Origin of the sequence: Micromonospora cathayae, from assembly GCF_028993575.1 — a bacterium.
Taxonomy (GTDB): domain Bacteria; phylum Actinomycetota; class Actinomycetes; order Mycobacteriales; family Micromonosporaceae; genus Micromonospora; species Micromonospora cathayae.
This window is the reverse complement of record NZ_CP118615.1, coordinates 372,025-395,465: the sequence shown is the minus strand read 5'-3', so window position 1 is coordinate 395,465 and position 23,441 is coordinate 372,025. Positions and strand designations below refer to the sequence as shown.

23 protein-coding genes are annotated in these 23,441 nt (G+C 73.8%); 16 read left to right on the top strand and 7 right to left on the bottom strand.

Going from position 1 to position 23,441, the window contains the following annotated elements:
* Positions 1-88 precede the first annotated feature (88 nt).
* From PVK37_RS01800 to PVK37_RS01785, 4 genes are read left to right on the top strand one after another with little or no spacing between them, the layout of a single operon-like run.
* Entirely contained in the window at positions 89-1,003 is a 915-nt protein-coding gene (locus PVK37_RS01800) for an ABC transporter ATP-binding protein (protein ID WP_275031922.1), read from the top strand.
* A complete protein-coding gene (locus PVK37_RS01795; RefSeq protein WP_275031921.1) occupies positions 996-1,904 on the top strand; it encodes an ABC transporter permease in 909 nt (302 codons plus the stop codon). The genes PVK37_RS01800 and PVK37_RS01795 overlap by 8 nt, the downstream gene beginning before the upstream one ends.
* Positions 1,904-2,815: an ABC transporter ATP-binding protein gene (locus tag PVK37_RS01790; RefSeq protein ID WP_275031920.1), complete on the top strand. Its 912-nt coding sequence runs from the start codon at positions 1,904-1,906 to the stop codon at positions 2,813-2,815. Before PVK37_RS01795 ends, PVK37_RS01790 begins: the two co-directional genes overlap by 1 nt.
* Position 2,816: 1 nt before the next feature.
* Positions 2,817-3,527: an ABC transporter permease gene (locus PVK37_RS01785; RefSeq protein ID WP_275031919.1), complete on the top strand. Its 711-nt coding sequence runs from the start codon at positions 2,817-2,819 to the stop codon at positions 3,525-3,527.
* 54 nt (positions 3,528-3,581) lie between these two features.
* Here the strand turns inward: PVK37_RS01785 and valS are convergent, their stop codons facing one another.
* The 3 genes from valS to PVK37_RS01770 form a co-directional block, all read right to left on the bottom strand.
* Complete coding sequence (gene valS, locus PVK37_RS01780; protein WP_275031918.1) at positions 3,582-6,197, bottom strand: valine--tRNA ligase; 2,616 nt, start codon at positions 6,195-6,197, stop codon at positions 3,582-3,584.
* 118 nt (positions 6,198-6,315) lie between these two features.
* The gene (locus tag PVK37_RS01775) at positions 6,316-7,968 is read right to left on the bottom strand and encodes an amidase (protein WP_275031917.1); all 1,653 of its coding nucleotides are present in this window, start codon (positions 7,966-7,968) and stop codon (positions 6,316-6,318) included.
* Positions 7,965-8,267: a hypothetical protein gene (locus PVK37_RS01770; RefSeq protein ID WP_275031916.1), complete on the bottom strand. Its 303-nt coding sequence runs from the start codon at positions 8,265-8,267 to the stop codon at positions 7,965-7,967. Before PVK37_RS01770 ends, PVK37_RS01775 begins: the two co-directional genes overlap by 4 nt.
* Positions 8,268-8,459: 192 nt before the next feature.
* Between PVK37_RS01770 and PVK37_RS01765 the strand changes: the two genes are divergently transcribed.
* Positions 8,460-10,094 carry a hypothetical protein gene (locus tag PVK37_RS01765; RefSeq protein WP_275031915.1) on the top strand — a complete coding sequence of 545 codons (1,635 nt, stop codon included), beginning with the start codon at positions 8,460-8,462 and terminating at the stop codon, positions 10,092-10,094.
* Between the two features lie 115 nt (positions 10,095-10,209).
* On the opposite strand, the gene PVK37_RS01760 is transcribed toward PVK37_RS01765, so the two are convergent.
* The 4 genes from PVK37_RS01760 to PVK37_RS01745 all read right to left on the bottom strand — a co-directional run bounded on the left by PVK37_RS01760 (position 10,210) and on the right by PVK37_RS01745 (position 16,026).
* Positions 10,210-12,069, bottom strand: a complete 1,860-nt coding sequence (locus tag PVK37_RS01760; protein WP_423790982.1) for an ABC transporter ATP-binding protein — start codon at positions 12,067-12,069, stop codon at positions 10,210-10,212.
* 106 nt (positions 12,070-12,175) lie between these two features.
* Complete coding sequence (locus tag PVK37_RS01755; protein WP_275031913.1) at positions 12,176-14,032, bottom strand: ABC transporter ATP-binding protein; 1,857 nt, start codon at positions 14,030-14,032, stop codon at positions 12,176-12,178.
* A gap of 48 nt (positions 14,033-14,080) precedes the next feature.
* Positions 14,081-14,587, bottom strand: a complete 507-nt coding sequence (locus PVK37_RS01750) for a methylated-DNA--[protein]-cysteine S-methyltransferase (protein ID WP_275031912.1) — start codon at positions 14,585-14,587, stop codon at positions 14,081-14,083.
* A complete protein-coding gene (locus PVK37_RS01745; protein ID WP_275031911.1) occupies positions 14,584-16,026 on the bottom strand; it encodes an AlkA N-terminal domain-containing protein in 1,443 nt (480 codons plus the stop codon). The genes PVK37_RS01750 and PVK37_RS01745 overlap by 4 nt, the downstream gene beginning before the upstream one ends.
* A gap of 141 nt (positions 16,027-16,167) precedes the next feature.
* Here PVK37_RS01745 and PVK37_RS01740 point away from each other — a divergent pair, with 141 nt between their 5' ends.
* The 11 genes from PVK37_RS01740 to PVK37_RS01695 all read left to right on the top strand — a co-directional run bounded on the left by PVK37_RS01740 (position 16,168) and on the right by PVK37_RS01695 (position 23,419).
* Positions 16,168-16,698, top strand: coding sequence for a hypothetical protein (locus PVK37_RS01740; RefSeq protein WP_275031910.1), 531 nt, complete (start codon positions 16,168-16,170; stop codon positions 16,696-16,698).
* Between the two features lie 28 nt (positions 16,699-16,726).
* A complete protein-coding gene (locus PVK37_RS01735) occupies positions 16,727-17,461 on the top strand; it encodes a Type 1 glutamine amidotransferase-like domain-containing protein (protein WP_275031909.1) in 735 nt (244 codons plus the stop codon).
* Between the two features lie 82 nt (positions 17,462-17,543).
* On the top strand, positions 17,544-18,629 hold the full coding sequence (ychF, locus tag PVK37_RS01730; protein WP_275031908.1) for a redox-regulated ATPase YchF: 1,086 nt from the start codon (positions 17,544-17,546) through the stop codon (positions 18,627-18,629).
* A 39-nt stretch (positions 18,630-18,668) separates the two neighbouring features.
* Positions 18,669-18,869 carry a type II toxin-antitoxin system RelE/ParE family toxin gene (locus tag PVK37_RS31780; RefSeq protein ID WP_480212900.1) on the top strand — a complete coding sequence of 67 codons (201 nt, stop codon included), beginning with the start codon at positions 18,669-18,671 and terminating at the stop codon, positions 18,867-18,869.
* On the top strand, positions 18,863-19,168 hold the full coding sequence (locus tag PVK37_RS01725; protein ID WP_275031907.1) for a HigA family addiction module antitoxin: 306 nt from the start codon (positions 18,863-18,865) through the stop codon (positions 19,166-19,168). The genes PVK37_RS31780 and PVK37_RS01725 overlap by 7 nt, the downstream gene beginning before the upstream one ends.
* Before the next feature lie 110 nt (positions 19,169-19,278).
* Positions 19,279-19,518, top strand: a complete 240-nt coding sequence (locus tag PVK37_RS01720; protein WP_275031906.1) for a hypothetical protein — start codon at positions 19,279-19,281, stop codon at positions 19,516-19,518.
* A complete protein-coding gene (locus PVK37_RS01715; protein ID WP_275031905.1) occupies positions 19,515-19,910 on the top strand; it encodes a PIN domain-containing protein in 396 nt (131 codons plus the stop codon). Before PVK37_RS01720 ends, PVK37_RS01715 begins: the two co-directional genes overlap by 4 nt.
* A gap of 203 nt (positions 19,911-20,113) precedes the next feature.
* Positions 20,114-21,415: a sensor histidine kinase gene (locus PVK37_RS01710; RefSeq protein WP_275031904.1), complete on the top strand. Its 1,302-nt coding sequence runs from the start codon at positions 20,114-20,116 to the stop codon at positions 21,413-21,415.
* 68 nt (positions 21,416-21,483) lie between these two features.
* Entirely contained in the window at positions 21,484-22,125 is a 642-nt protein-coding gene (locus PVK37_RS01705; RefSeq protein WP_275035327.1) for a response regulator transcription factor, read from the top strand.
* Positions 22,126-22,208: 83 nt separating this feature from the next.
* The gene (locus PVK37_RS01700) at positions 22,209-22,766 is read left to right on the top strand and encodes an RNA polymerase sigma factor (protein ID WP_275031903.1); all 558 of its coding nucleotides are present in this window, start codon (positions 22,209-22,211) and stop codon (positions 22,764-22,766) included.
* Positions 22,763-23,419: a hypothetical protein gene (locus tag PVK37_RS01695; RefSeq protein WP_275031902.1), complete on the top strand. Its 657-nt coding sequence runs from the start codon at positions 22,763-22,765 to the stop codon at positions 23,417-23,419. Before PVK37_RS01700 ends, PVK37_RS01695 begins: the two co-directional genes overlap by 4 nt.
* Positions 23,420-23,441 lie beyond the last annotated feature (22 nt).

The window sequence follows — 23,441 nt, the reverse complement described above, 5'->3', positions numbered from 1 at the left end:
CTTACCGGTGTTCCCCTAATGGGAGCGCCCCCAGGATCAGGGGCGCGCCCGATGTCCCAGGGTGACCGGGCTCCCTAGGCTGAACGGCGTGACACTGCTCGCGACCGAGTCGCTGACCAAGACCTACGGTGGACGGGTCACGGCACTGGCCGACCTGACCGTCGCGGTCGAACCGGGGATCATCGGGCTGGTCGGTGCCAACGGCGCCGGCAAGTCCACCCTCATCAAGATCCTGCTGGGCCTGCTCGCCCCGACCAGCGGTCGGGTCCGGGTCCTCGGCCTCGACCCCACCACCGACCCCGCCGGCGTCCGCGCCCGGGTCGGCTACATGCCCGAACACGACGCCCTGCCGCCCGACCTCTCCGCCGCCGAACTGGTTACCCACCTGGCCCGGATCAGCGGGCTGCCGCGCACCGTGGCCCGCGAACGGGCCTCCGAGGCGCTGCGCCACGTCGGCCTTTACGAGGAGCGGTACCGGCCGGTGGGCGGCTACTCCACCGGCATGAAACAGCGGGTGAAGCTGGCCCAGGCCCTGGTGCACGACCCCGACCTGCTGCTGCTCGACGAACCCACCAACGGCCTCGACCCGGCCGGCCGGGACGCCATGCTCAACCTGGTGCACCGGATCGGCACCGAGTTCGGCATCTCCGTGGTGGTCTGCTCCCACCTGCTCGGCGAGGTCGAGCGGATCTGCGACACCCTGGTCGCCATCGACGGCGGGCGGCTGCTGCGCGCCGACCGGATCTCCGCGATGACCTCCGCCACCGACGTGCTCGCCGTCGAGGTGAGCGAGGGCACCGAGCAGCTCGCCGCCCGGCTCGCCGCGCTCGACCTGCCGGTGGGGCGGGACGGCCGGATGCTGCTCGTCCCGCTCGCCGACGAGCGCACCTACGACCTGATCATCGGCGCGGTCGCCGAGCTGGACCTGCCGCTGCACCGGCTCGACCAGCGCCGGCACCGGGTGGCCGAACTCTTCGCTCCGAGGGAGCCGAGCCATGCCTGACCCGTCCAGCCGCCCGGCGGCGGCACCCACCGGTGTCATCCACGACATCGGCTACCAGCGGTACACCGGCCCCCGGCTCGGCCGGTGGCAGGTCTTCGGCGCGCTCTACGGGCACGGCCTGCGGACCGCCTTCGGGTTGGGCCGCAGCGCCAAGGCCAAGATCTTCCCCTGGCTGATCGTCGCCATCGTGGTGCTGGTGGCCGCCGGGGCGACCGCGGTCCGCGCCCAGATCGGCGAGGTGGTGCTCACGTACGCCCAGTTCGCCGACGCGATGAGCTGGCTGGTCATCTTCTTCGTCGCGGTGGTCGCGCCCGAACTGGTCTCCCGGGACCTGCGCAGCGGGGTGCTGCCGCTGTACTTCTCCCGGCCGCTGCCCCGCGCCGACTACCCGCTGGCCAAGCTGGCCGCCCTGGTCAGCGCGCTGTGGCTGCTGCTCGGCGCGCCGCAGCTGCTGATGTTCCTGGGGGCCGCGTTCAGCACCGGCGACGGCTGGCGGGGCACCTGGAACGAACTGCTCGACCTGCTGCCGGGCCTGCTGTACGCCGGGCTGTGGGCGGTGGTGTTCGCCTCGATCGGGCTGCTGGTCGCCTCGCTCACCGGCAAGCGGGCGTTCGCCGCCGGTGGCGTGGTGGCGGTGTTCCTGATGACCACCCCGATCGTCGGCACCCTGTCGGTGATGCCCTCGACGACGGTCAACGAGCTGGCCCTGCTCGGCTCGCCGTCCACCATCGTCCAGGCGGTCGGCACCTGGGCGCTCGGTGACCTGCTGATCGCGCCCGGCAGCGGCGACGCGGGCAACCAGATCGGCGGCTTCGGCCCGCTGTACGCGCTCGCCGCCCTCGGCCTGGTCGTCGTCTCGGTCGTGCTGCTGCTGGCCCGGTACCGGAAGGTGGCCTCCTGATGAGCGACCTGACCCTGACCGGCGTCTCCCGCTGGTACGGCAACGTGGTGGCGGTCAACGACGTCAGCATGACCCTCGGCCCGGGGGTGACCGGCCTGCTCGGCCCGAACGGCGCCGGCAAGACCACCCTGCTGCACATGATGGCCGGCTTCCTCGCCCCGAGCCGGGGCACGGTCACCCTGGACGGCGAGCCCACCTGGCGCAACCCGGGTGTCTACCGCCGGCTGGGCCTGGTCAGCGAACGCGAGGCGGTGCAGACCTTCCTCACCGCGTACGAGTTCGTGCTGGCCAGCGCGAAGCTGCACAAGCTGCCCGACCCGGCGGCGGCGACCCGCCGGGCGATCGACCTGGTCGAGATGGAGGACGCCCAGAACCGGCGGATCGGCACCTACTCCAAGGGCATGCGGCAGCGCACCCGGGTGGCCGCCGCGCTGGTCCACGACCCGCAGGTGCTGCTGCTCGACGAGCCGTTCAACGGCATGGACCCGCGTCAGCGGCTGCACATGATGGGGCTGCTGCACCGGCTCGGCGACGCCGGCCGGACCATCCTGTTCAGCTCGCACATCCTGGAGGAGGTCGAGCAGGTCTCCGGCACCGTGCAGGTGATGGTGGCCGGCCGGCTGGCCGCCTCCGGTGACTTCCGGACCATCCGCCGGCTGATGACCAACCGGCCGCACGTGTTCGCCGTGCAGTCCACCGACGACCGGGCCCTGGCCGTCGCGCTGATGGCCGAGCCCTCGGTCAACGGGGTCGAACTGGACCGCTCCGGCCTGACCGTGCGGGCCGGCGACTACGGCGCGTTCACCCGGGCGCTGCCCCGCATCGCGCTGAAGGAGGGCATCCGGGTCCGCCGGCTGCTGCCCGAGGACGAGTCCCTGGAGAGCGTCTTCTCCTACCTCGTGGAGGCCTGACATGTCCACCGTCACCTGGATCACCGCCCGGGGGCTGTTCGGTCGCCGCCGGTTCCTGATGCTCGTCCCGCTGCCGGCGATCCTGGTCGCCCTGGCGGTGCTCTCCCGCGCCCTCGGCGTCGACCCCGCCCAGTGGGGGCCGCCGGTGCTGGTCGGGCTCGGCCTGGCCGTGGTGCTGCCGGTGGTCGCCCTGATCGTCGGCACCGGCGTGCTCGGCGCGGAGATCGACGACGGCACCATCGTGCACGTGCTGACCAAGCCGCTGCCGCGCTGGCAGATCGTGCTGCCGAAGCTGGCGGTGGCGTTCGGGGTCAGCACGCTCACCGTCGCGCTGCCGCTGTACGTCGCGGGCGTGCTGGCCCACTCGGTACGCCTCGGCCTGGCCCTCGCCCTCGCCTCGGCGGTCGGCGCGCTGGCGTACTCGGCGTTCTTCGTGGCGCTCAGCCTGGTCACCCGCCGGCCGGTGCTGCTCGGCCTGGTCTACGTGCTGATCTGGGAGGGGCTGCTGGGCAACTTCGTCTCCGGTACGAAGGTGCTCTCCATCCAGCAGTACGTGATCACGCTGGCCGACCGGATCGCCCCGACCGGGCTGCTCGCCACCGACGTCTCGGTGCCGGTGTCGGTGGTGATGTCCATCCTGGTCAGCCTGGGCTTCACCGCCCTGGCGATCCAGCGCCTGCGGTCCTTCTCGGTCACCGGCGAGACGAGCTGAGCCCGGGGTCCTTCCCGCCCGCGTCGGCCGGGCGGGAAGGACCGTCGCCCGTCCTCAGAAGGCGCAGGCGATGACGAGCTCCGGTGTCCGGTCGGGCAGCTGGTCCAGCCGGTCGATCCGGCCGGCGGCGCGCAGGTCGTCGGCGACCAGGGTGAGCTGGTCGAGGACGGCGGCCGGGGCGAGCGCCTCGGCCAGCGGCACTGCGGTCCTCATGGACAGCTTCCGTTCGGACTTGGCCCGGCGGACCTGGCTGAGCGCGTCACCGGCCAGGCGGAGCAGCGCCGGATCGGCGGTGCCCCGGATCGCCCGGTCCACCTCGTACGTGGTGGGCCAGGGCGCGCGGTGCACCGAGCCGTACCGCCACCACGACCACACCTCCTCGGTCACGTACGGCAGCACCGGGGCGAACAGCCGCAACTGCGCCGACAGCGCGGTGGCCAGCGCCGCCCGCGCCGAGTCGGCCCCCGGCCCGGTGCCGTACGCGCGTTCCTTGACCAGCTCGATGTAGTCGTCGCAGAACCGCCAGAAGAACGCCTCGGCCGCCTGTAGGGCCGCCGTGTGGTCGTACCCGTCGAAGGCGGCGGTGGCCGCCCCGACCACGGTGGACAGTTCGGCGAGCATCGCGGTGTCCAGCGGTTCGGTCGCCGGGGCGCGCAGCGCGTCGGCGGCACCCAGCCCGAGGGCGAACTTCGACGCGTTGAGCAGTTTGGTGGCGAGCCGCCGGCCGATCCGGATCTGGGCCGGGTCGAAGGCCAGGTCCATGCCGGGTTTGCCGCTGGCCGCCCAGTACCGGACCGCGTCCGAGCCGTGCTGCTCCAGCAGCGCCATCGGGGTGACCACGTTCCCCTTGGACTTGGACATCTTCTTCCGGTCCGGGTCGAGGATCCAGCCGGACAGCACGGTGTCCCGCCAGGGCAGCACGCCGTGTTCCAGGTGGGCGCGGACCACGGTGGAGAACAGCCAGGTCCGGATGATCTCCTGGCCCTGCGGGCGCAGGTCCATCGGGAAGACCCGGGCGAACAGGTCCGGGTCGGTCTCCCAGCCGCCGACGATCTGCGGGGTCAGCGACGACGTCGCCCAGGTGTCCAGTACGTCCGGATCGGCGATGAAACCGCCCGGTCGGCCGCGTTGCGCCTCGTCGAAGCCGGGCGGCGGCTCACTGGACGGGTCGACCGGGAGCGCCGACTCCGGTGGTGTGAGAGGCTGGGCGTGGTCCGGCTCGCCAGCGTCGTCGAGCCGGTACCAGACCGGCACCGGCACCCCGAAGAACCGCTGCCGGCTGACCAGCCAGTCACCGGTCACGCCGCCCACCCAGTGCTCGTAGCGGTGGCGCATGTGCCCCGGCACCCAGTTCAGCTCCCCGCCCCGGGCCAGCAGTTCGGCGCGCAGCCCCGCGTCCCGGCCACCGTTGCGCAGATACCACTGCCGGGTCGAGACGATCTCCAACGGCCGGTCGCCGCGCTCGTAGAACTTCACCGGGTGGGTGATCGGACGCGGCTCGCCGACCAGGTCACCCGCGTCGGCCAGCAACCCCACCACGGTCCGCCGGGCCGCGTTGACGCCCTGCCCGGCCAGCGGCGCGTACCGGTCCGCCGGCACCCCGGCCGGCGGTTCGGGCAGCAGCCGGCCGTCCCGGCCGATCACCACCCGGGTCTCCAGGGCCAGTTCCCGCCACCAGGTCACGTCGGTCAGGTCACCGAACGTGCAGACCATCGCGATGCCGGTGCCCTTGGCCGGGTCCGCCAGCGGGTGCGCGCGCACCGGCACCGCCACCCCGAACACCGGGGTACGCACCGACGTGCCGACCAGGTCGGCGTACCGGTCGTCGTCGGGGTGGCAGACCAGCGCCACGCAGGCCGGCAGCAGCTCCGGCCGGGTGGTGTCGATCAGCACCTCCCGCCCGTCCGGTCCGGTGAACCGCAGCCGGTGGTACGCGCCGGGGCGTTCCCGGTCCTCCAGTTCGGCCTGCGCCACGGCGGTGCCGAACCCCACGTCCCACAGGGTCGGGGCCTCCGCCTGGTACGCCTCGCCGCGCGCCAGGTTCCGCAGGAACGCCCGCTGCGAGGCGGTCCGGGCCGCCGACCCGATCGTGGTGTACGTCAGCGACCAGTCCACCGACAGCCCGAGCCGCCGCCACAGCGCCTCGAAGACCTGCTCGTCCTCGGCGGTCAACGTCGCGCACAGCTCGACGAAGTTGCGCCGGGAGATCGGCGTCGGGTCGGCACGGGCGGCGTCGTCGACCGGGGCAGCCGGCGGCGTCCACGCCGGGTCGTACGGCAGCGACGGGTCGCAGCGCACCCCGTACACGTTCTGCACCCGACGTTCGGTGGGCAGGCCGTTGTCGTCCCAGCCCATCGGGTAGAACACCGTCCGGCCGCGCATCCGCTGGAACCGGGCCACCGTGTCGGTGTGCGTGTACGAGAAGACGTGACCCATGTGCAGTTCGCCGGATACGGTCGGCGGCGGGGTGTCGATCGCGTACACGTCCGACCTACGACCATCCGGGCTCGGCGCGTCTGCCGCCGCGCCACGACCCCGGACGGTCGCCTTCGAGCGGTCGAACGCGTACGTGTCCTCCTCCTGCCAGCGGCGCGCCCAGGTCTCCTCGATGCCGTCCAGGGTGGGACGCTCGGGGACTCCGGCGCGGGCCGTCCTCGCCGTATCAGTCATCGGGCAAGAGTAGATCCGGTCCGGGCCGTCCCGCCCGTCGATAACGGCCGGGCCGGACCGTACCGCGCTGGCGGTGACGGCCCGGCCCGGCGCCGGCGGATTCACCTCTGAAACCGGGTCACTGGGTCAGCTCGGCGACCTCCTCGGCACTGAGCCGCAGCTCAGCGGAGCCGCCGGTGGGCGCCAGCGAGCGGGCCGCCGCGGCCGGGGCCGCCGCAGCCGCCGCCGGGTTCGGCGGACGCCGCCAGTGCCAGTCGGTACGGGCCTGGTATGCGGCCACCACCGACAACAGCCGGTCCTCGCCGTACGGCAGGCCGCCCAGGATGGTGCCGATCGGCACCCCGGCGGTGGTGAACCCGATCGGGAAGCCGATCTCCGGCAGGCCGAGGATGTCGAACGGCACCGGCCCGGTCTGCACCACCACGTCGCACTTGTCGAACAACTGGTCCAGGACCCGTTCCATCAGCAGCAGCTTGGCCCGCTGCCCGGTGACGAACTCGTTCGCGCCGAGCAGCGCGCCCTGCAACCAGCTCGTCACCGACACCCCGAAGCCGCGCAGGTCGGTCCGCAGGTACGGCATGAACGGCTCGCTGCGCTCGGGCAGCCGGACGTTGTTGAAGGCGTTCCCGGTCAGCAGCGCCCAGTCGTCCGGCAGTGGCACGTCCACCACGGTCGCGCCGCTGATCCCGGCCAGCGTGTCCAGGTACGCCCGGCGGGCCAGCGCGGTCGCCGAGGTGCCGTCGGTGAACCCGGGCAGCACCCCGATCCGGGTCTTCCAGCGCAGCTTCCTCCCGCCGCTGACCGGGGTGGCCGCACTGATCAGGTCGGGCACCTTCGGCAGCCCCTGGGTACGCGGGTCGGCCGGGTCCTCGCCGGCCATCGCGGTCAGCATGATCGCCGCGTCCTTGGCGTCGCGGGCCAGCGGGCCGGGATGGTCCCGGGTGTAGCTGAGCGGGATGATCCCGGCCAGCGACACCCGGCCCATGGTCGGCTTCAGGCCGGTCAGGTTCTGCGCGTTGGACGGCGCGGTGATCGACCCACCGGTCTGGGTGCCGGTGCCGCTGGTGGCCAGCCGGCCGGCCACGGCGGTGGCGGTGCCGGTGGACGAGCCACCCGGATCGGTGCTCCGGTTCTCCGGCGTCCAGGCGTTGACCGTGGTGACCACCCCGGCCGGCGTGGTCGCCCGGGTGGTCGCCAACGGCCCCATCTGCGTCTTGCCCAGCACGATCGCCCCGCTGGCGACCAGCTTCGCCACCGCCGTCGCGTCGTACGGCGGCACGAAGTCCTGGAACAGGTACGAGTTGGCGGTGGTGCGTACCCCGGCGGTCCAGTAGTTGTCCTTGATGGCCAGCGGGATGCCGTGCAGCGCGCCCCGCCGGGGCCGCTTGGCGGCGGCCCGGGCCGCCGCGACCGCCGCCTCGGCGAGCACCAGGTTGAACGCCTGGTAGGTGCCCTCGTACGCGCTGATCCGGGCCAGGTACGCCTCGACCAGCTTCTCCGGGGTGAGCTTGCCGGCCCGGATCAGCCAGGCCGCCTCGGCGATGGTCAGTTCGGTCGGGTCGGCCACCGCCTCCGGCCGGGGCGCGACGTACGCGTCCCCGTCGTTCAGCGCGGGATTGAACCTGACGGCGGGCGCCGCCTTCGGGGTGGCCTGGGCCAGACCGGGCAGGGCCACCGTCGCGCCGACCGCCGAGGCGGCGGCGATGGCGGCGGTACGGGACAGGAAGGCGCGCCGGTCGATGGACCGGTCCAGCGGCTGGGGAAGGTTCACCGGTCCCGCCATTCTGTGCTGATCGAGGGGTAGAGCATCGGCGCGGGCTGCTGGGAGAGGGCCATCGCCACGGCCGGGTCGGTGCCGGCCGGTGCGGGCAACTGGTACGCGGCCAGCGCGGTGACCGTGGACCGGACGAACGACCGCAGCGAGGCCAGCACCGAGTCCCGGCCCGGGGAACCGGTGACCGGGTCGGCGGTGGTGCCGGCGGGAAGCTGGTCGAGGTCGATACCGAGCGAGGCGAGCCGGGCCCGGATGAAGGTGTCGAGTTCGGCGTCGGTGGGCGGGGTGGGTGCCATCGTGCTCCTCTGAGCTGCGAAAACGTGGCCTCACTCTCGGGTTTCGCGATGTCTGGCCGGTCACCTGACCGTGACCAGCTTGTGAACCGGCAAACGTCGATACACCCGCTCCGACCAGGGCGTTCGTCGGGGGACAGCGGACGGACGCCGACCGTGACAGCATCGGTGCGGTCCGCGACGGGGGAGGTTGGCATGGACGACCCGACCACATCGGACGCCGCCGCCCCGGCCCGTCGGCCGCCTTCCCCGGCCCGTCGATCGGCAGCCCCGGTGCGTCGGCCGGCGGCGGCCACCCTGACCGGGGCGCTGGCCACCGCCACCGTCGGCCTGATCTTCGCGACCGTGCTGCCGTACCTGCTGCTGCCGACCGTCTTCGGCGACCTGGTGCCGACCGTGCCGTTACGGTCCGGGGTGCTCGCCCCGGTCGCGCTGGCCGTCGCGGCGGCGGCAGCCGTCGCGGTGCGCCGGGTGGATGGCTGGTGGCTCGCCCTGGCCGGGCTGCTGCTCGTGGTGACCGCCGACCGGTCGGCCGCCCTGCCGGTGGTGACGTCGGTCGACGCGCCGTCGCCGCTGGGAACGCTGGCCTTCCTGGCGGTGGCGGTCGGCACCGGGCTGACGCTCGGCGGCGTCCTGCTCGCGGTCGGCACGGCGTCCGGCCCGGTCCGGGCGGCACTGGCCGGCGGGCTCGCGGTCGGCGTGCTGGCCGGGCCGGCGTACGCGGCCCTGCTGACTCCCGCCCCGACGGGGCTCTCCCCGGAGCTGTACTGGGTGGCGCTAGCGGCCACCGGCCTGACCGCGGTGCTGGCGCCCCGGGACCGTGGCAGGCTGGCCGCGCTGCTGACGGACCGGAGAAGGCTGGCCGCGGTGCTGGCGCCCCGGGACCGTGACGGGTCGGCCCCGCCTTCGCCGACCGGGGGTCCGCGCCGCCGGCCGGACAGCGTGCCCACGCCGGCGGCCACAGCCCTACGGCGGGGGCCGGTCATCGCGGTCACCGTCGCCGGGCTGATCGTCCTCGGTGGACTGCTGGTCCGGTGGTGGGTGATCCGGGAGTTCCGGGTCAGCCCGGACGGGCTGGCCGGGCCGCGCCGGGAGGCGGCGGTCGAGTCCTTCGCGCACTACTCGGCGGTCGCGGTCGCGGTGGTCGCCGGGCTGCTGCTGCTCGGGTACGCCCACCGCGCGTTCGGGATCGTCGGTGCCCGCTGGGTGGCGCTCGGGTTCGCGGTCGCACCGGTCCGCCTGGTCGGCTGGCACCTCGACGTGACCGCCGTACCGGGACGGGTGCTGCTGGTGGCGGTGACCGGGTTGGCGGCCGTGGTGGTCGGGGTGACCCTGGCCCGGCAGGTGGCCGGACTGCTGCCCTGGGACGCCCTCGGGGTCGCCGTGGCCGCCGTCGCGCTGCCGCTGGCGGCTCCCGTTGTCCGCGCCGAACTGCCGTCCGCGGCCACCGTCGGGCCGGTGCTGGTCGCCCTCGGGACGGGCCTGGCAGTCGGCTTCGGCCTCACTCACGCCGCCGCGGCCGGACCCCCCGCACCACAACCCATCCCCACCCCACCCCACCGGACCACCACCCCGGACCAGCCCACCTCACCCCACCACGAGACCACCGGCCCGGACCGGGGCCGGCTCGCCGGTGTCGCCGTGCTCGGCTTCGCCACCTGGGCGCTCACCGCGCAGGCCCTGGCACCGGTGGCGGTACGCCCCGCCGGTCCCACGGACCTGTCGTTCACCCTCCCGCTGCTGGCGCTGGCCGGAGCCGTGACCCTGGTCCTGCTGTTCGCCCTCACCCGCCTGGTCGCCCGCCTCGACCAGCCCTCCGCGCGCCCCTGACCTGGTTTCCTGGCAGCTCAGCAACACGACACGCCGGAAGCGGTCCACCACAACCGTCCAGAACCCCGTTTATCCACCCGGGCGACCGTCCATTCCGCCTCCCGCCGGGTCGCCGTCAGGCCAGTGACGCCAGCCACTGCCGGTGCAGCGCGGCGTACCGGCCGTCGCCGGAGAGCAGCTCGGTCGGGGAGCCGTCCTCGACGATCCCGCCCCGGTCCAGCACCAGCACCCGGTCGGCGATCCGTACCGTGGAGAGCCGGTGGGCGATCACCAACGCGGTCCGGGCCCGCAGGACGGTGCCGAGCGCGTGCTGCACCACCCGCTCGGTCGGCACGTCCAGGCACGAGGTGGCCTCGTCGAGGATCAGCACCGCCGGGTCGGCCAGGAAGGCCCGTGCGAACGCGACCAGCTGCCGCTGCCCGGCGGAGAGCCGGCCGCCCCGGCGGTGTACCTGGGTGGCGTACCCGTCGGGTAGGGCGGCGACGAAGTCGTGTGCGCCGACCGCGCGGGCCGCCGCCTCGACCGCCGCGTCGTCGGCGTCGGGCCGCCCGAACCGGATGTTCTCCGCCACCGTGCCGGTGAACAGGTGGTTCTCCTGGGTGACCAGCACCACCGCCCGGCGCAGGTCGACGTCGGCGACCTGCCGTAGGTCGATCCCGTCCAGGCTGACCGTGCCGGTGGCCGGGTCGTGGAAGCGGGCGAGCAGCTTGGCGACCGTCGACTTGCCGGCCCCGGTCGGCCCGACCAGGGCGACGGTCTGCCCGGCCGGCACGTCGAGGTCCAGCCCGGTGAGGACCGGCGCGCCCGGCCGGTAGCCGAAGGTGACCGCCCGGAACCGTACCGCGCCCCGGGGGCCGCCCGACGGCAGCGGCCGGGGCTGCTCCGGTTCCGGCACGTCGGTTCGTTCGTCCAGGACGCCGGCCAGTTTCTCCAGGCCCGCCGTGGCGGACTGCAACGAGTTGAAGAACTGGCTCAGCTCCTGCATCGGCTCGAAGAACCGGCGCAGGTAGAGCAGGAACGCGGCGAGCACACCCAGTTCCATGCCGCCGCCGAGCACCCGCCAGCCCCCGTACGTCAGCACGACCGCCACGGTGACGTTGCCGACCAGCTTGATGCCGGGCGAGTAGACCGCGATCAGCTGGAACGCCCGGACGCTGGACCGCCGGTAGTCGTCGTTCACCGCCGCGAAGATGCGCTGGTTGCGTCCCTCCCGGCGGTACGCCTGCACGGCCCGGATGCCGCGCAACGTCTCCACGAAGTGGACGATCACCAGGGCCACCGCCTCCCGGGTCTGCCGGTAGGCGGTCGCCGACGCGCGGGCGAACCAGCGGGACAGCCAGAGCAGCAGCGGGAACGCCAGCAGGGTCACCGCGGCCAGCGGCAGGTCCAGCCAGAGCAGCACCCCGGCGACCGACAGGATGGACAGCCCGGCCAGCACGAGGCTGTCGACACCCCCGTCGAGGAGTTCCGCGATCGAGTCCAGGTCGCTGGTGAGCCGGGAGACCATCCGTCCCGAGGTGTACCGCTCGTGGAAGGCGACGGAGAGGCGCAGGAAGTGCGCGTACACCCGCTGGCGCAGCTCGAGCAGGACGGCCTGGCCGATCCGCGCGGAGAGGGTGAGGAAGCCGCGCCGGGCGGCGTACTCGACCCCGGCCGCGACCGCGAAGCCCGCCGCGACGGCGACCAGCGGTCCGGCGTCGCCGGCACGCAGCGGCTCGATCGCCCGGTCGATGCCGAACATCACCAGGTACGGTCCGGCCAGCCCGGCCGCGTTCTGGGCGAGCAACAGCCCGGCGGCCAGCGCGAGCCGACCCCGGTGCGGACGCAGCAGGTCGGCCAGGAGGGTCCGGCTGCGTGCCCGGAGCCGGGCCACCGCCTGCGGGTTGCTCTCCTCCGCCCGGCTCCGGCCGGCGGCCGGGTCGGCGGCGACGCCCTGCCACCGCCCCAGGTCCACCCGGTCCGCACCGCTCACCACCGCACCCCCCGCTTCGCGCCGCTCACACCGCCATCCGGGGTGGCCGACGAGCGACCGGACCCTCCGCTTCGCGCCGTTCACCACCGCATCCCCCGCTTCGTGCCGGTCATGGCCGCGCCCCCCACTCGGCGCCGCTCGTGACCGTGCCCCGCTGCACGGGCACGGCGACGGCGGTGGCCGGCGGGTCCGGGCAGGTCGGCGGGTCCGGGCAGAGCAGCGTCCGGTACGCCGGCTCGCTGCCGAGCAGTTCGGAGTGGGTGCCGACGGCGGTGATCCGGCCCCGGTCCAGCAGGGCGACCCGGTCGGCCAGCGCGACGGTGGACGGGCGGTGCGCCACGATCAGCGCGGTGGTGTCCCGGAGTACCCGGCGCAGCGCCGCCTCCACCAGCGCCTCGGTGTGCACGTCCAACGCGGAGAGCGGATCGTCCAGCACCAGCACGGCCGGTCGGCCCAACACCGCCCGGGCCAGGGCGAGCCGCTGCCGCTGCCCGCCGGAGAGGGACAGCCCCTGCTCACCGACCCGGGTGGCGAGCCCCCACGGCAGGTCGTACGCGAAGTCGGCCTGGGCCAGCGCGAGCGCGGCGACCACCTCGTCCCGGTCGGCGTCCGGTCGGCCGAGGGTGAGGTTCTCCCACACCGACATGGAGAACAGGGTCGGCTCCTCGAAGGCCACCCCGACCAGCCGGCGCAGCGTGGCCAGCCGCAGGTCCCGCAGGTCGTGCCCGTCCAGGGTGATCCGGCCCGTCCCCACCTCGTGCAGTCGGGGGACCAGCGAGAGCAGGGTGCTCTTGCCGGAGCCGGTCGCGCCGACCAGGGCGAGTGTCTCGCCCGGCTCGACGGCCAGCTCGACGCCCCGCAGCACCGGCGCGCCGGCCCCGGGGTAGCCGAAACCGACCTGTTCGAAGCACAGTCGCCCGCGTACCCGACCACGGTGCAGCGTCACCGCGTGCGGCCGGTCGACGATCGTCGGCGGGGTGTCCAGCACCTCCTGGATCCGGTCGGCGGCGGTGGCCGCCTCCTGCCCGTTGGCGATGATCCAGCCCAGCGAGTTGACCGGCCAGATCAGCATCAGTTGCAGGCTGACGAAGGCGACCAGCTCGCCGATGCTGAGGGTGCCCCGGGCGGCGGCGGCCACCCCGGTCACCAGCACCACCCCGAGGGTCAGGTTCGGCACCAGGTCGAACAGGGCCGAGGTACGGGCCAGCAGCCGGCCCTTGTCGACGGCGGTGTCGTGCAGGGCGCGGGCGCCGACGCCGAACCGGGCGACCAGCTCCGGTGCCCGACCGAACGCCCGGGTGGTGCGGATGCCCTGCGCGGACTCCTCGACCAGCGTGGCGACCTCACCCTGCTGCTCGCGCATCCGCCGGGCGGCGACGTGGTAGGACCGGGCGAACCGCCGGCTGACCAGGAACAGCGGCACCGCGCTGGCCGCGACCAGCAGCCCGAGCGGCGGGTGCAGCCGGACCAGCAGCACCACCACGGCCAGGCAGGTGGCCAGGTTGAGGATCAGGAAGAGCAGCCCGAAGGAGAGGAACCGGCGGATCATCGACAGGTCGCCGGTGGCGCGGGCGATGAGCTGCCCGGACTGCCACCGGTCGTGGCAGCCGGCCGGCAGCCGTTGCAGGTGGGCGTAGAGGTCGGCGCGGATGGCCGCCTCCATGCCGACCGACGAGGACGTCTGTGTCCACCGCCGGACGAAGATCAGCACCGCCTCGACCAGGCCGAGCAGCAGCACCAGCCCGCCGAGCTGCCACAGCCCGACCGGGTCGCGCCGGGCCACCGGGCCGTCCACCACCCGCTGCACCAGCAGCGGCACGGCGAGCCCGGCGGCGGTGGCCGTCAGGCCCGCGACCAGCAGCCAGCAGAACTCGCGGGCGTACGGGCGCAGGTAGCGGCGCAACCGCCACAGGTTGTGTAGTGGATCTCCCCGGGTGGGGGGAGCGCTGGCACGGTCCGCCGCCACCCCCCGACGGTATCGGCTAACGTCACTTTCTTGGCGGCCGTTCTACGGTCAACTTGCCGTCAACGGCCGTTCATGACCGAGAAGCCACTTCTTCACGTCCAGCCCCCACCGGTAGCCGCCCAGACTCCCGTCGGTACGTAGCACCCGGTGGCAGGGGACGAACAGCGCGGCGGCGTTGCGCGCGCAGGCCGCTGCGGCGGCCCGGACCGCCGCCGGCCGGCCGGCGAGCGCGGCGAAGGCGGTGTACGTGACCGGGTCACCCGGCTTGACGTCGCGCAGCACCTGCCAGGCGTGCGCCATGAACATTCCGTCGGTGTGCTGGCGTACCGGCACCGCGTCGATGGCGGTGAGGTCGCCGGCCAGGTACGCGGCCACCGCCCCGGTCACCGCCCCCAGCTCGGCCCGCTCCCGTAGTGGTTCGCGCAGGGTCGGGTGGGTCAGTGCCAGCAACGCCGGGGCGTCGGTGCCGAACCCGGCCGCCCGTACCGCCCCGTCCGTGTCGACGAGGACGGTGAACGGTCCGGCCGGGGTGTCCGTCGTGGCGTAATCGATCATGCTGCTGCTCTCCAGAGTCGGATCACCGCGTACGAGCGCCAGGGCCGCCAGCGCTGTGCGTACGCGTCGAGTTCTTTCGGGTCGTCGGGGAGGCCGAGGGCGCGCGCGCCCCGGCGGACCGCCAGGTCGGTGGGGAGGAAGACGTCCGGGTCACCGAGCCCGCGCATGGCGACGTAGCCGGCGGTCCACTCGCCGATGCCGGGCAGTGTGAGCAGCTGCCGGCGGGTCTCCGCCGGGTCCCCGCCCGGTGCGAGGTCCAGCCGGCCGTCGACGACCGCCCGGGCCAGCGCCCGGATCGTCTCCCGCCGTCGGGCCGGCATCCCGCCCGCCGTCCCGTCCACCGCGTGCAGCACCTCCGCCGCCCCGGGAAACCCCCGCAACCCGTCCCCGGCGGGAGGACCACCGGTGGGCGGGGTGAGGAGGTGGATCAGGGTGGTGCGGGCGGCGGTGACCGAGACCTGCTGGCCGACCACGGCCCGGACGGCCGTCTCGAAGCCGTCGATCGCCCGGGGCAGGCGGACGCCCGGCTCGGCGTCGACCACCGCGGCCAGGGCCGGATCGGCGCCCAACGTCTGGTCGACGGCGACCGGGTCGGCGTCCAGGTCGAGCAGGCGGCGGCAGCGGGCCACCGCCGGGGCCAGGTCCCGCAGGTCCGCCAGGCGGAACGTGGCGGCCACGTGCCCGGTCGCCGGGGTCAGCGCCACCTCGCCGGGGCCGTGCGGCAGGCACAACCCCCGGCGGTACGTCCCGTCGCGCACCTCCTCGACCCCGGGCAACGCCCGCAGCGTGAGGAACTCCAGCAGGGACGCGGCGTGCCACGGCGGCCGGTACGCCAGCCGTACCGTGATCGTTCCGGGCCCGCCCGCCGCCGGCCCCCGCCCCCGGGCGGCCCGCAGCTCGGACGGGGTGCGCGCGAAGACCTCGCGGACCGTGTCGTTGAACTGCCGGACGCTGCCGAAGCCGGCGGCGAAGGCGATCTCCGCCAGCCCCAGCCCGGTCGTCTCGATCAGCAGCCGGGCGGTCTGCGCCCGCTGGGCCCGGGCCAGCGCCAACGGGCCGGCACCCAGCTCGGCGTGCAGCATCCGGTGCAGGTGCCGGTCGGTGTAGCCGAGCCGGGCGGCGAGCCCGGGAACCCCGTCCCGGTCCACCACCCCGTCGGCGATCAGCCGCATCGCCCGCCCCACCACGTCGGCGCGGACGTCCCACTCCGGTGAGCCGGGCGCGGCGTCCGGCCGGCACCGGCGGCAGGCGCGCAGTCCGGCGCCCTGGGCGGCGGCGGCCGACGGGAAGAACCGGACGTTGTGCCGTTTCGGGGTCACCGCCGGACAGGACGGCCGGCAGTAGATCCCGGTCGAGGTCACGCCGGTGTAGAACCAGCCGTCGAACCGCTGGTCACGGCTGTCGACCGCCCGGTAGCACCGTTCGAAGTCCAACTCCACGCCTCCGATCCTGCCCGGTGAACGGCCCGTCCGGCTCGCGGGAATCGGACCTGGCCGCACGGCGGGGTGGGGAGCCTCGGCGGCGGAAGTGTCGGAGGGGGCGGGTACCGTCCCGGGGCCAAGTCAAGAAGGGGTGCGTCGATGGGAAGCGTGGCCGGGCCGGAGCGGGTGGGGGCGCGGTCCGCGCCCGCCGGGCTGGATCGGACCGTGGTGCAGGGTTTCTACGACCGGATGCGGGCGGTCGGGCCGGCCGCCGTGGGGGCGATCGAGCGGGACCGCGCCGCCGCCCCGGGCCGGGAGTTCGGGGCGACCGCCTGTGGCCGGCTGGTCCGGTCGCTGGACGCCGCCGGGCTGCGGGCGTTGGGCATGTGGGCACACCACTGGTGCCTGCGGTTCTACGACGACGACATCCGGGTGGGTCGCCGGCTGGTCGGGGAGATCGCCGCCCGGGCCGGCCTCGGCTGGACGCCGGACGAGGTGCGCTGGATGCTCGGCGAGTCGTACGCGGCACCGCCGGCCGCCGGGGACCGGTTCGCCCTGCCGCTGGCCGCCGCGAGCGAACTGCCGCCCGGTGCGCTGCCGGAGTTCGACCCGGCGGTGGGGGCGGGGTTCGGGGCGGACGGGGTGCTGCGGTCCGGGGGTGTGCGGTGGTCCGCCGGTACGGCAGGATGATCGCCGACCCCGACCGGAGGGAAGGCCCGTGCCTGCCAGCGAACCCACCATACTCGCCACCAGCATCGGTTTCTTCAGCCGCCGTCGCGGCCCGTGGGACTGGCGTCCCGGGCCGATCTTCGACCTGGCGGCGGAGCTGGCCCAGGCCGGGCCGGAGCCGAGGATCTGCTACCTCGGGCAGGCCGAGGGGGACCAGCCGACCACCCTCACCGCCCTGTACGGGGCGTTCGCCGGCACCCGGTTCCGGCTGTCCCACCTGAACCTGTTCCCGATGCCGAACGTCGAGGACATCCGCGCCCACCTGCTCGCCCAGGACGTCGTCTGGGTCGGCGGCGGCAGCGTCGCCAACCTGGTCGCGGTGTGGCGGGTGCACGGGCTCGACGAGATCCTGCGGGAGTGCTGGGAGGCCGGCGTGGTGCTGGGCGGGGTGTCCGCCGGGTCGCTCTGCTGGCACGTCGGCGGCACCACGGACAGCTTCGGTCCCACGCTGCGTCCGTTCACCGCCGGGTTGGGGCTGCTGCCGTACGGCAACGGGGTGCACTACAACAGTGAGGCGCAGCGCCGGCCGCTGATCCACAAGCTGGTGGGTGCCGGCACCATCCCGACGGCGCACTGCACCGACGACGGCGTGGGGCTGGTCTACCGGGGGACCACGCTGGTCGAGGCGGTCGCGGACCGGGAGGGCGTGTCGGCGTACGAGGTGCGCCGGGGCGAGGACGGCACGGTCACCGAGACCCCGATCCCCACCCGCCTGCTGAGCTGACCGCGACCCGCCCGGCCCGCCACCACCCGACGGTGGCGGCCGGCGGGCACCGGCTGACGGCAGCGGCGTAAGCTGGCTCGTCGTGAGTCTGACCATCGGGATCGTCGGCCTGCCCAACGTCGGCAAGAGCACCCTGTTCAACGCGTTGACCAAGAACGACGTGCTGGCGGCGAACTACCCGTTCGCCACCATCGAGCCGAACGTCGGCGTGGTCGGGCTGCCCGACGACCGGCTGGACAAGCTGGCCGAGATCTTCAGCTCGCAGAAGGTGCTGCCCGCGCCGGTGTCGTTCGTCGACATCGCCGGCCTGGTCCGGGGCGCGTCGAAGGGGCAGGGCCGGGGCAACGCGTTCCTGGCGAACATCCGGGACGCCTCGGCGATCTGCCAGGTGGTGCGGGCCTTCTCCGACCCGAACGTGGTGCACGTCGATGGCAAGGTCTCCCCGGCCGACGACATCGAGACGATCAACACCGAGCTGATCCTGGCCGACCTGCAGACCCTGGAGAAGGCGCTGCCGCGACTGGAGAAGGAGGCCAAGCTCCGCAAGGACCGGGCCGCCGCCGTCGAGGCCGCGAAGAAGGCCGCCGAGGTCCTCGACGGCGGCACCACGCTGTACGCGGGCGCGAAGGCCGCCGGCATCGAGCTGGAGCACCTGCGTGAGCTGCACCTGCTCACCACCAAGCCGTTCCTGTACGTCTTCAACGTCGACGAGGCGGAGTTGGCGAACGCCGCGTTCCTGGACGAGCTGCGCGCCCTGGTCGCCCCGGCCGAGGCGGTCTTCATGGACGCCAAAATCGAATCCGAGTTGGTGGACCTGCCCGAGGCGGAGGCCCGCGAGCTGCTGGAGTCGATCGGGCAGTCCGAGCCGGGGCTGGACCAGCTCGTCCGGGTCGGCTTCCGCACGCTCGGCCTCCAGACGTACCTGACGGCGGGGCCGAAGGAGGCGCGGGCCTGGACCGTGCCGGTCGGCGCGACCGCCCCCGAGGCCGCCGGGGTGATCCACTCCGACTTCCAGCGCGGCTTCATCAAGGCCGAGGTGGTCTCCTACGACGACCTGGTCGCGGCCGGCTCGATGGCGGCGGCGAAGGCGGCCGGCAAGGTCCGCATCGAGGGCAAGGAGTACGTCATGCAGGACGGCGACGTGGTGGAGTTCCGCTTTAACGTGTGACGTTATTAACGTCCTGCTTCCCGGGTCGTCCGGCCGGCCCTGAGGAAGCTTGCGATCCTCGACGCCGCAGTGACTCTTGATGATCTTCGTGTCCCGCCCGGCAATCGTCTGGAGGCGCTCAGAGGCGACCGGGTCGGCCACACAGCATCCGGATCAACGACCAGTGGCGGATCTGCTTCGTCTGGACCGACACTGGTCCCGAGGACGTCGAGATCGTGGACTACCACTGAGAGGTGGTGAACGAGGTGGGAAAGTTGGCCCCGATCCATCCGGGCGAGGTGCTCATGGAGGACTTCATCACGCCGCTCGGGATCACCCAGCACAAGGTGGCGGTGGACATCGGCGTCCCGCCGCGGCGGATCAACGAGATCGTCCACGGCAAGCGGCGTATCACGGCTGGCACCGCCCTCCGTCTCGCACGCTACTTCGGCACGACGGACCTGTTCTGGATCAACCTGCAGAACCGGTACGACCTCGAGATCGAGAAGGACGCACTCGGCGACGCGCTCGACAGCATCCGGCCGCTCCGCGCGGCGTGAACACCGGCGATGGTCGGTTCCATCGATGGTCGGCAACTGTCGTGGTGGAGTTCCGCTTCGACGTCTGAATGGCGGGACTCGCGGCGGTAACACCGTGGTATGGTCGTTAGATGGCGAGGACGAAGAAGGTCACGATCACGCTGCCGGCAGAGTTGCTGGAGAGCATGAAGACACACACCGACAACGTCTCCGGCTACCTCACCGAACTGGCCGAGCGGGCGGAGCGGCGCAGGCTCCTCCGCGAGGAGTTGGATAGCTACCAGGGCGAGTTCGGGGCGTTCACTGACGAGGAGATGGCCGAGGCTCGGGCGCTCCTGTACGGAGCCGAGGAGATCGGACGCGCGGCGTGAGCCTGGAGTCGCTGGTGCTCGACTCGCAAGGCTTCGCGATGTGGATCGAACGGGATCGCACGGTGATGCGACTGCTGGAGCAGGCAGAGCGCGATGGCGTCGATCTTGCCATGTCGGCCGCCACGATCATCGAGGTCTCCCACTCCGGTGTGGACGTCGCCAGGCTGACCTGGCTGCTGTCCCGGGTCCGAGTGGAGGCGGTGACGAAGGAAAGCGCCCGTCGTAGTGTGGGGCTGTTGAAAGCGGCGGGGCTGCACGGGCACCGGTACGCCATTGATGCCATGGTCGCCGAGGTGGCGTTGCGGCTACCCGCGCCGGTGGCCGTGCTGACATCCGATGTCGATGACATCGTCAAGCTGTGCGGGCAGCGGGTTCGGACCATCGGGCTGTAGACCGGGCCCGCTCCCGCAGCCGGCGTCCGTCGGCTCCCGGTCACCGTTGTCCTGCCGCTCGGCTCAAGATCCAGGCCGTCGCCAGCGCCTAGCAATCTTCACGCCGGGTATGCGCCGACGCTGGTCTACGGTAGGGCTGGCCCTACCCCGGTAGTAGGCCCAGCCGGCTGGGACGGGCCCCGCCACCGCCATAGCGTGACGCCATGACCACGAACCTGCCGGCGGCGCTGCGCCGGCCCCGATACCTGATCTCCTGGTGGCCGTGGCGGGCACTGGCCTACGCCGGCACCACCGTGCCGGTCGCGGCGGTCCTGACGTCCGGCCTGCTCGTCGTGGTGGCCCCGGCGGTGGCGGTGGTCAACGCGGCCCGGCAGGGCCGGCCGGTCGAACTGCCCGTCGTCGTCTTCCTCACCCTCGCCGGGCTGGCCCTGCTCGCCGCCGCCCCGCTGGTCAGCGCCCCGGTCGCCGCGTTCGAACGCTGGCGGCTGGGCCTGGTCGACGCCCGCCCGCTGCCGCCCGCCCGACGCCTGATCGCCGGGGACCTGCTGGCCGGCCTCGCCGCCCGGTACACCAGCGCCGCCGCCTGGCGGGAGGTCGCCTACGCGGGCTGGCTGGGTGCCGTGGTGCCGGTCGCGTACTGGACGTTCCTGGTGCTGGTGCTGCTCGACCTGACCCTGGTCGCCAGTCCCTGGCTGGTGACCGGCAGCGACGACATGATCCTGGTGTGGACGACGGTGGGGACGCCCCGCGAGGCGGTGCCGTACGCGATCGGGGCAGCCCTGTTCGTGCCCGTGCTCTGCTACCTGGCCGGGCTGCTCGCCGCCGGCCAGGCCACCGTCGCCCGCTGGCTGCTCAGCGGACCGCCGGCCGACCCGTCGGCACTGCGCGAGGTCACCCGCTCCCGGGCCCGGCTGGTCGACGCGTACGAGGCGGAACGCCGCCGGATCGAACGGGACGTGCACGACGGCGCACAGCCCCGACTGACCAGCCTCAGCGTCCAACTCGGGCTGGCCCGCCTCGACGTACCGGACGACTCGCCGGCCGCCGGCCCCCTCGCCATGGCCCACGAGCAGGCCAAGGAGCTGATGGTGACGCTCCGGCGGATCGCGCAGGGCATCCGCCCTCAGCAGCTCACCGAACTGGGCCTGGCCGGGGCCGCCCGCCAGTTGGCCGGCGAGACCGCCATCCCGGTCACCGTGCACGCCGACCTGCCCCGACCGCTGCCGGAACCGGTGGAGACCACCGCCTACTACGTGCTGTCCGAGGCGTTGAACAACGTCGCGCTGCACGCCGACGCGACCCGCGCCGACGTCCGGCTCACCCAGACCGACCAGCGCCTCGTCGTCGAGGTCGAGGACGACGGCCGGGGCGGCGCGGACCCGGTCCGGGGCACCGGGCTGACCGGCCTCGCCGACCGGGTCGCCGCGGCGGACGGACGCCTGCTGCTGTCCAGCCCCGACGGCGGCCCCACCCTGGTCCGGGTGGAACTACCGTGCCCGTCGTGACCCGTGCCGAGACCGACGCCGAGACCCTCGCCGAGACCGACGCCGAGACCCCCGTCCCGACCCGCGTCGTGCTCGCCGAGGACGAGGTCCTCCTCCGGGAGGGCCTCGTCGCCCTGCTGACCCGGTTCGGCTTCGAGGTCGTCGCCGCCGTCGGCTCGGCCCCGGCCCTGCGGGACGCCGTCGGGGCGTACCGACCGGACCTGCTGGTCACCGACATCCGGATGCCGCCGGACCACCGCGACGACGGGCTGCGCGCCGCGGTCGCCCTGCGCGCCCACCACCCCACGCTCGCCGTCGTCGTGCTCAGCCAGTACGTGCAGTCCGAGTACGCCTCGGCGCTGCTGGACAGCGGCGACGGCCGGCGCGTCGGCTACCTGCTCAAGGACCGGGTCGCCGACGTGGCCGAGTTCGCCGCCACGCTGCGCCGGGTGGTCGGCGGCGGCACCGCCGTCGACCCCGACGTGGTCCGGCACCTGCTGCGCCGTACGCGGGACCCGCTGGCCACCCTGACCGCCCGGGAACGTACCGTCCTCGCGCTGCTCGCCGAGGGCCACTCCAACGCGGCGATCGCCGCGAAGCTGCACGTCACGGAGGCGGCGGTCGGCAAGCACGTCGGCAACATCCTCGCCAAACTCGACCTGCCCCCCAGCGACGACACCAACCGCCGGGTACTGGCCGTGCTGGCGTACCTGCGCGGCACCCCCACCTGACCGGCGTACGTCCCGGCGCGGTAACGCTTCGCGGGGTCGGAACCAAGTAGTGGTGGGTACCAGACGCCGCTTCGAGGAGTGCCATGACCGGACGGTTGACCGACCCGGAGGTGTTCACCGCCTTCTACCGCGCCCACGTCGACGCGGTGCTGCGCTTCGTCACCCGCCGGGTCGACGACCCGCACACCGCGGCGGACGTCACCGCCGAGGTGTTCCGCGCGGTCATCGAGTCGGCGGCGTCGTACCGGCCGAAACGCGGCGGTGAGGTCGCCTGGCTGTACGGCATCGCCCGCAACTGCGTCGCCAGCCACGCCCGGTCGCGGGCCCGGGAGGCGGCCCGACAGCAGCGGCTGGCCGGCCGCCGCCACCTCGACGAGGACGACATCGGCCGGCTGGAGCAGCAGATCGACGCGGCCCGTGCCGCCCGCCGGCTGCATCCAAGGCTGGAGTTCCTGCCCGAGGAGGAACGGGCGGTACTGGAACTCGTCGCCCTGGACGACCTCACCGTCTCGGCGGCGGCCGCGGTCCTGGGCATCCGCCCCGGCACCGCCCGGGTGCGGCTGTTCCGGGCCCGCCGGGCCCTGCGGGCCGCCGGCGCCACACCGTCCACCCTCGACTCGATCCCCGTGGAGACGCCATGACCGACACCGACCGGCCCACCGACCCGAACCGGTTCGAGGACCGGCTGCTCCAGGAACTGCTCACCGAGCTGCCGCCGGCCGCCGACCCCGGGCCGGCCCGGCCGCCCGGTCGACGCCGGGCGCTGCTGGCCGGTGCCGGGGGCCTCACCGCCGCCGTCGCCGCCCTGCTCGCCGGCACGCTGGTCGGCAACACCGGCCACCCCGCGTACGCGATCGAGTCGGAACCGGACGGCCGCCTCGCCGTCGTCCTGTACAGCATCACCGCCGCCGACGTGGCGAAGGCCGAAGCGGACCTCCAGCAGCGCGGCGTACGCATCGAACTGGTCGCGGACCCGGCCTGCCTGGACGTGCTCACCGCGCCCCGGCTGCCCTCCCCGCCGCACCCCCTGCCGTCGGGACCACCGTCGGTGCGGGACTACCCGGAGTTCCACGCGTTCGCCCCGGTGACCGGGAACCCCGGCGACCGCCGTAACCCGATCACCGGCGAGCCGCTGGGGCCGCAGGAGCGGGCCTTCACGGTACGCCCGGACCTGATCCCCGCCGGCGAGGTGCTCTGGGTCGCCCTGGCGGGTGCCGAGGCTGAGGGGGCGACGCTGGTGAAGGTGTCCGGGTTCGCCCCGGTCGGTGCCCCGCAGCCGAACCTGTGCGGCTGATCTGTCGTACGGTCCGCCTACG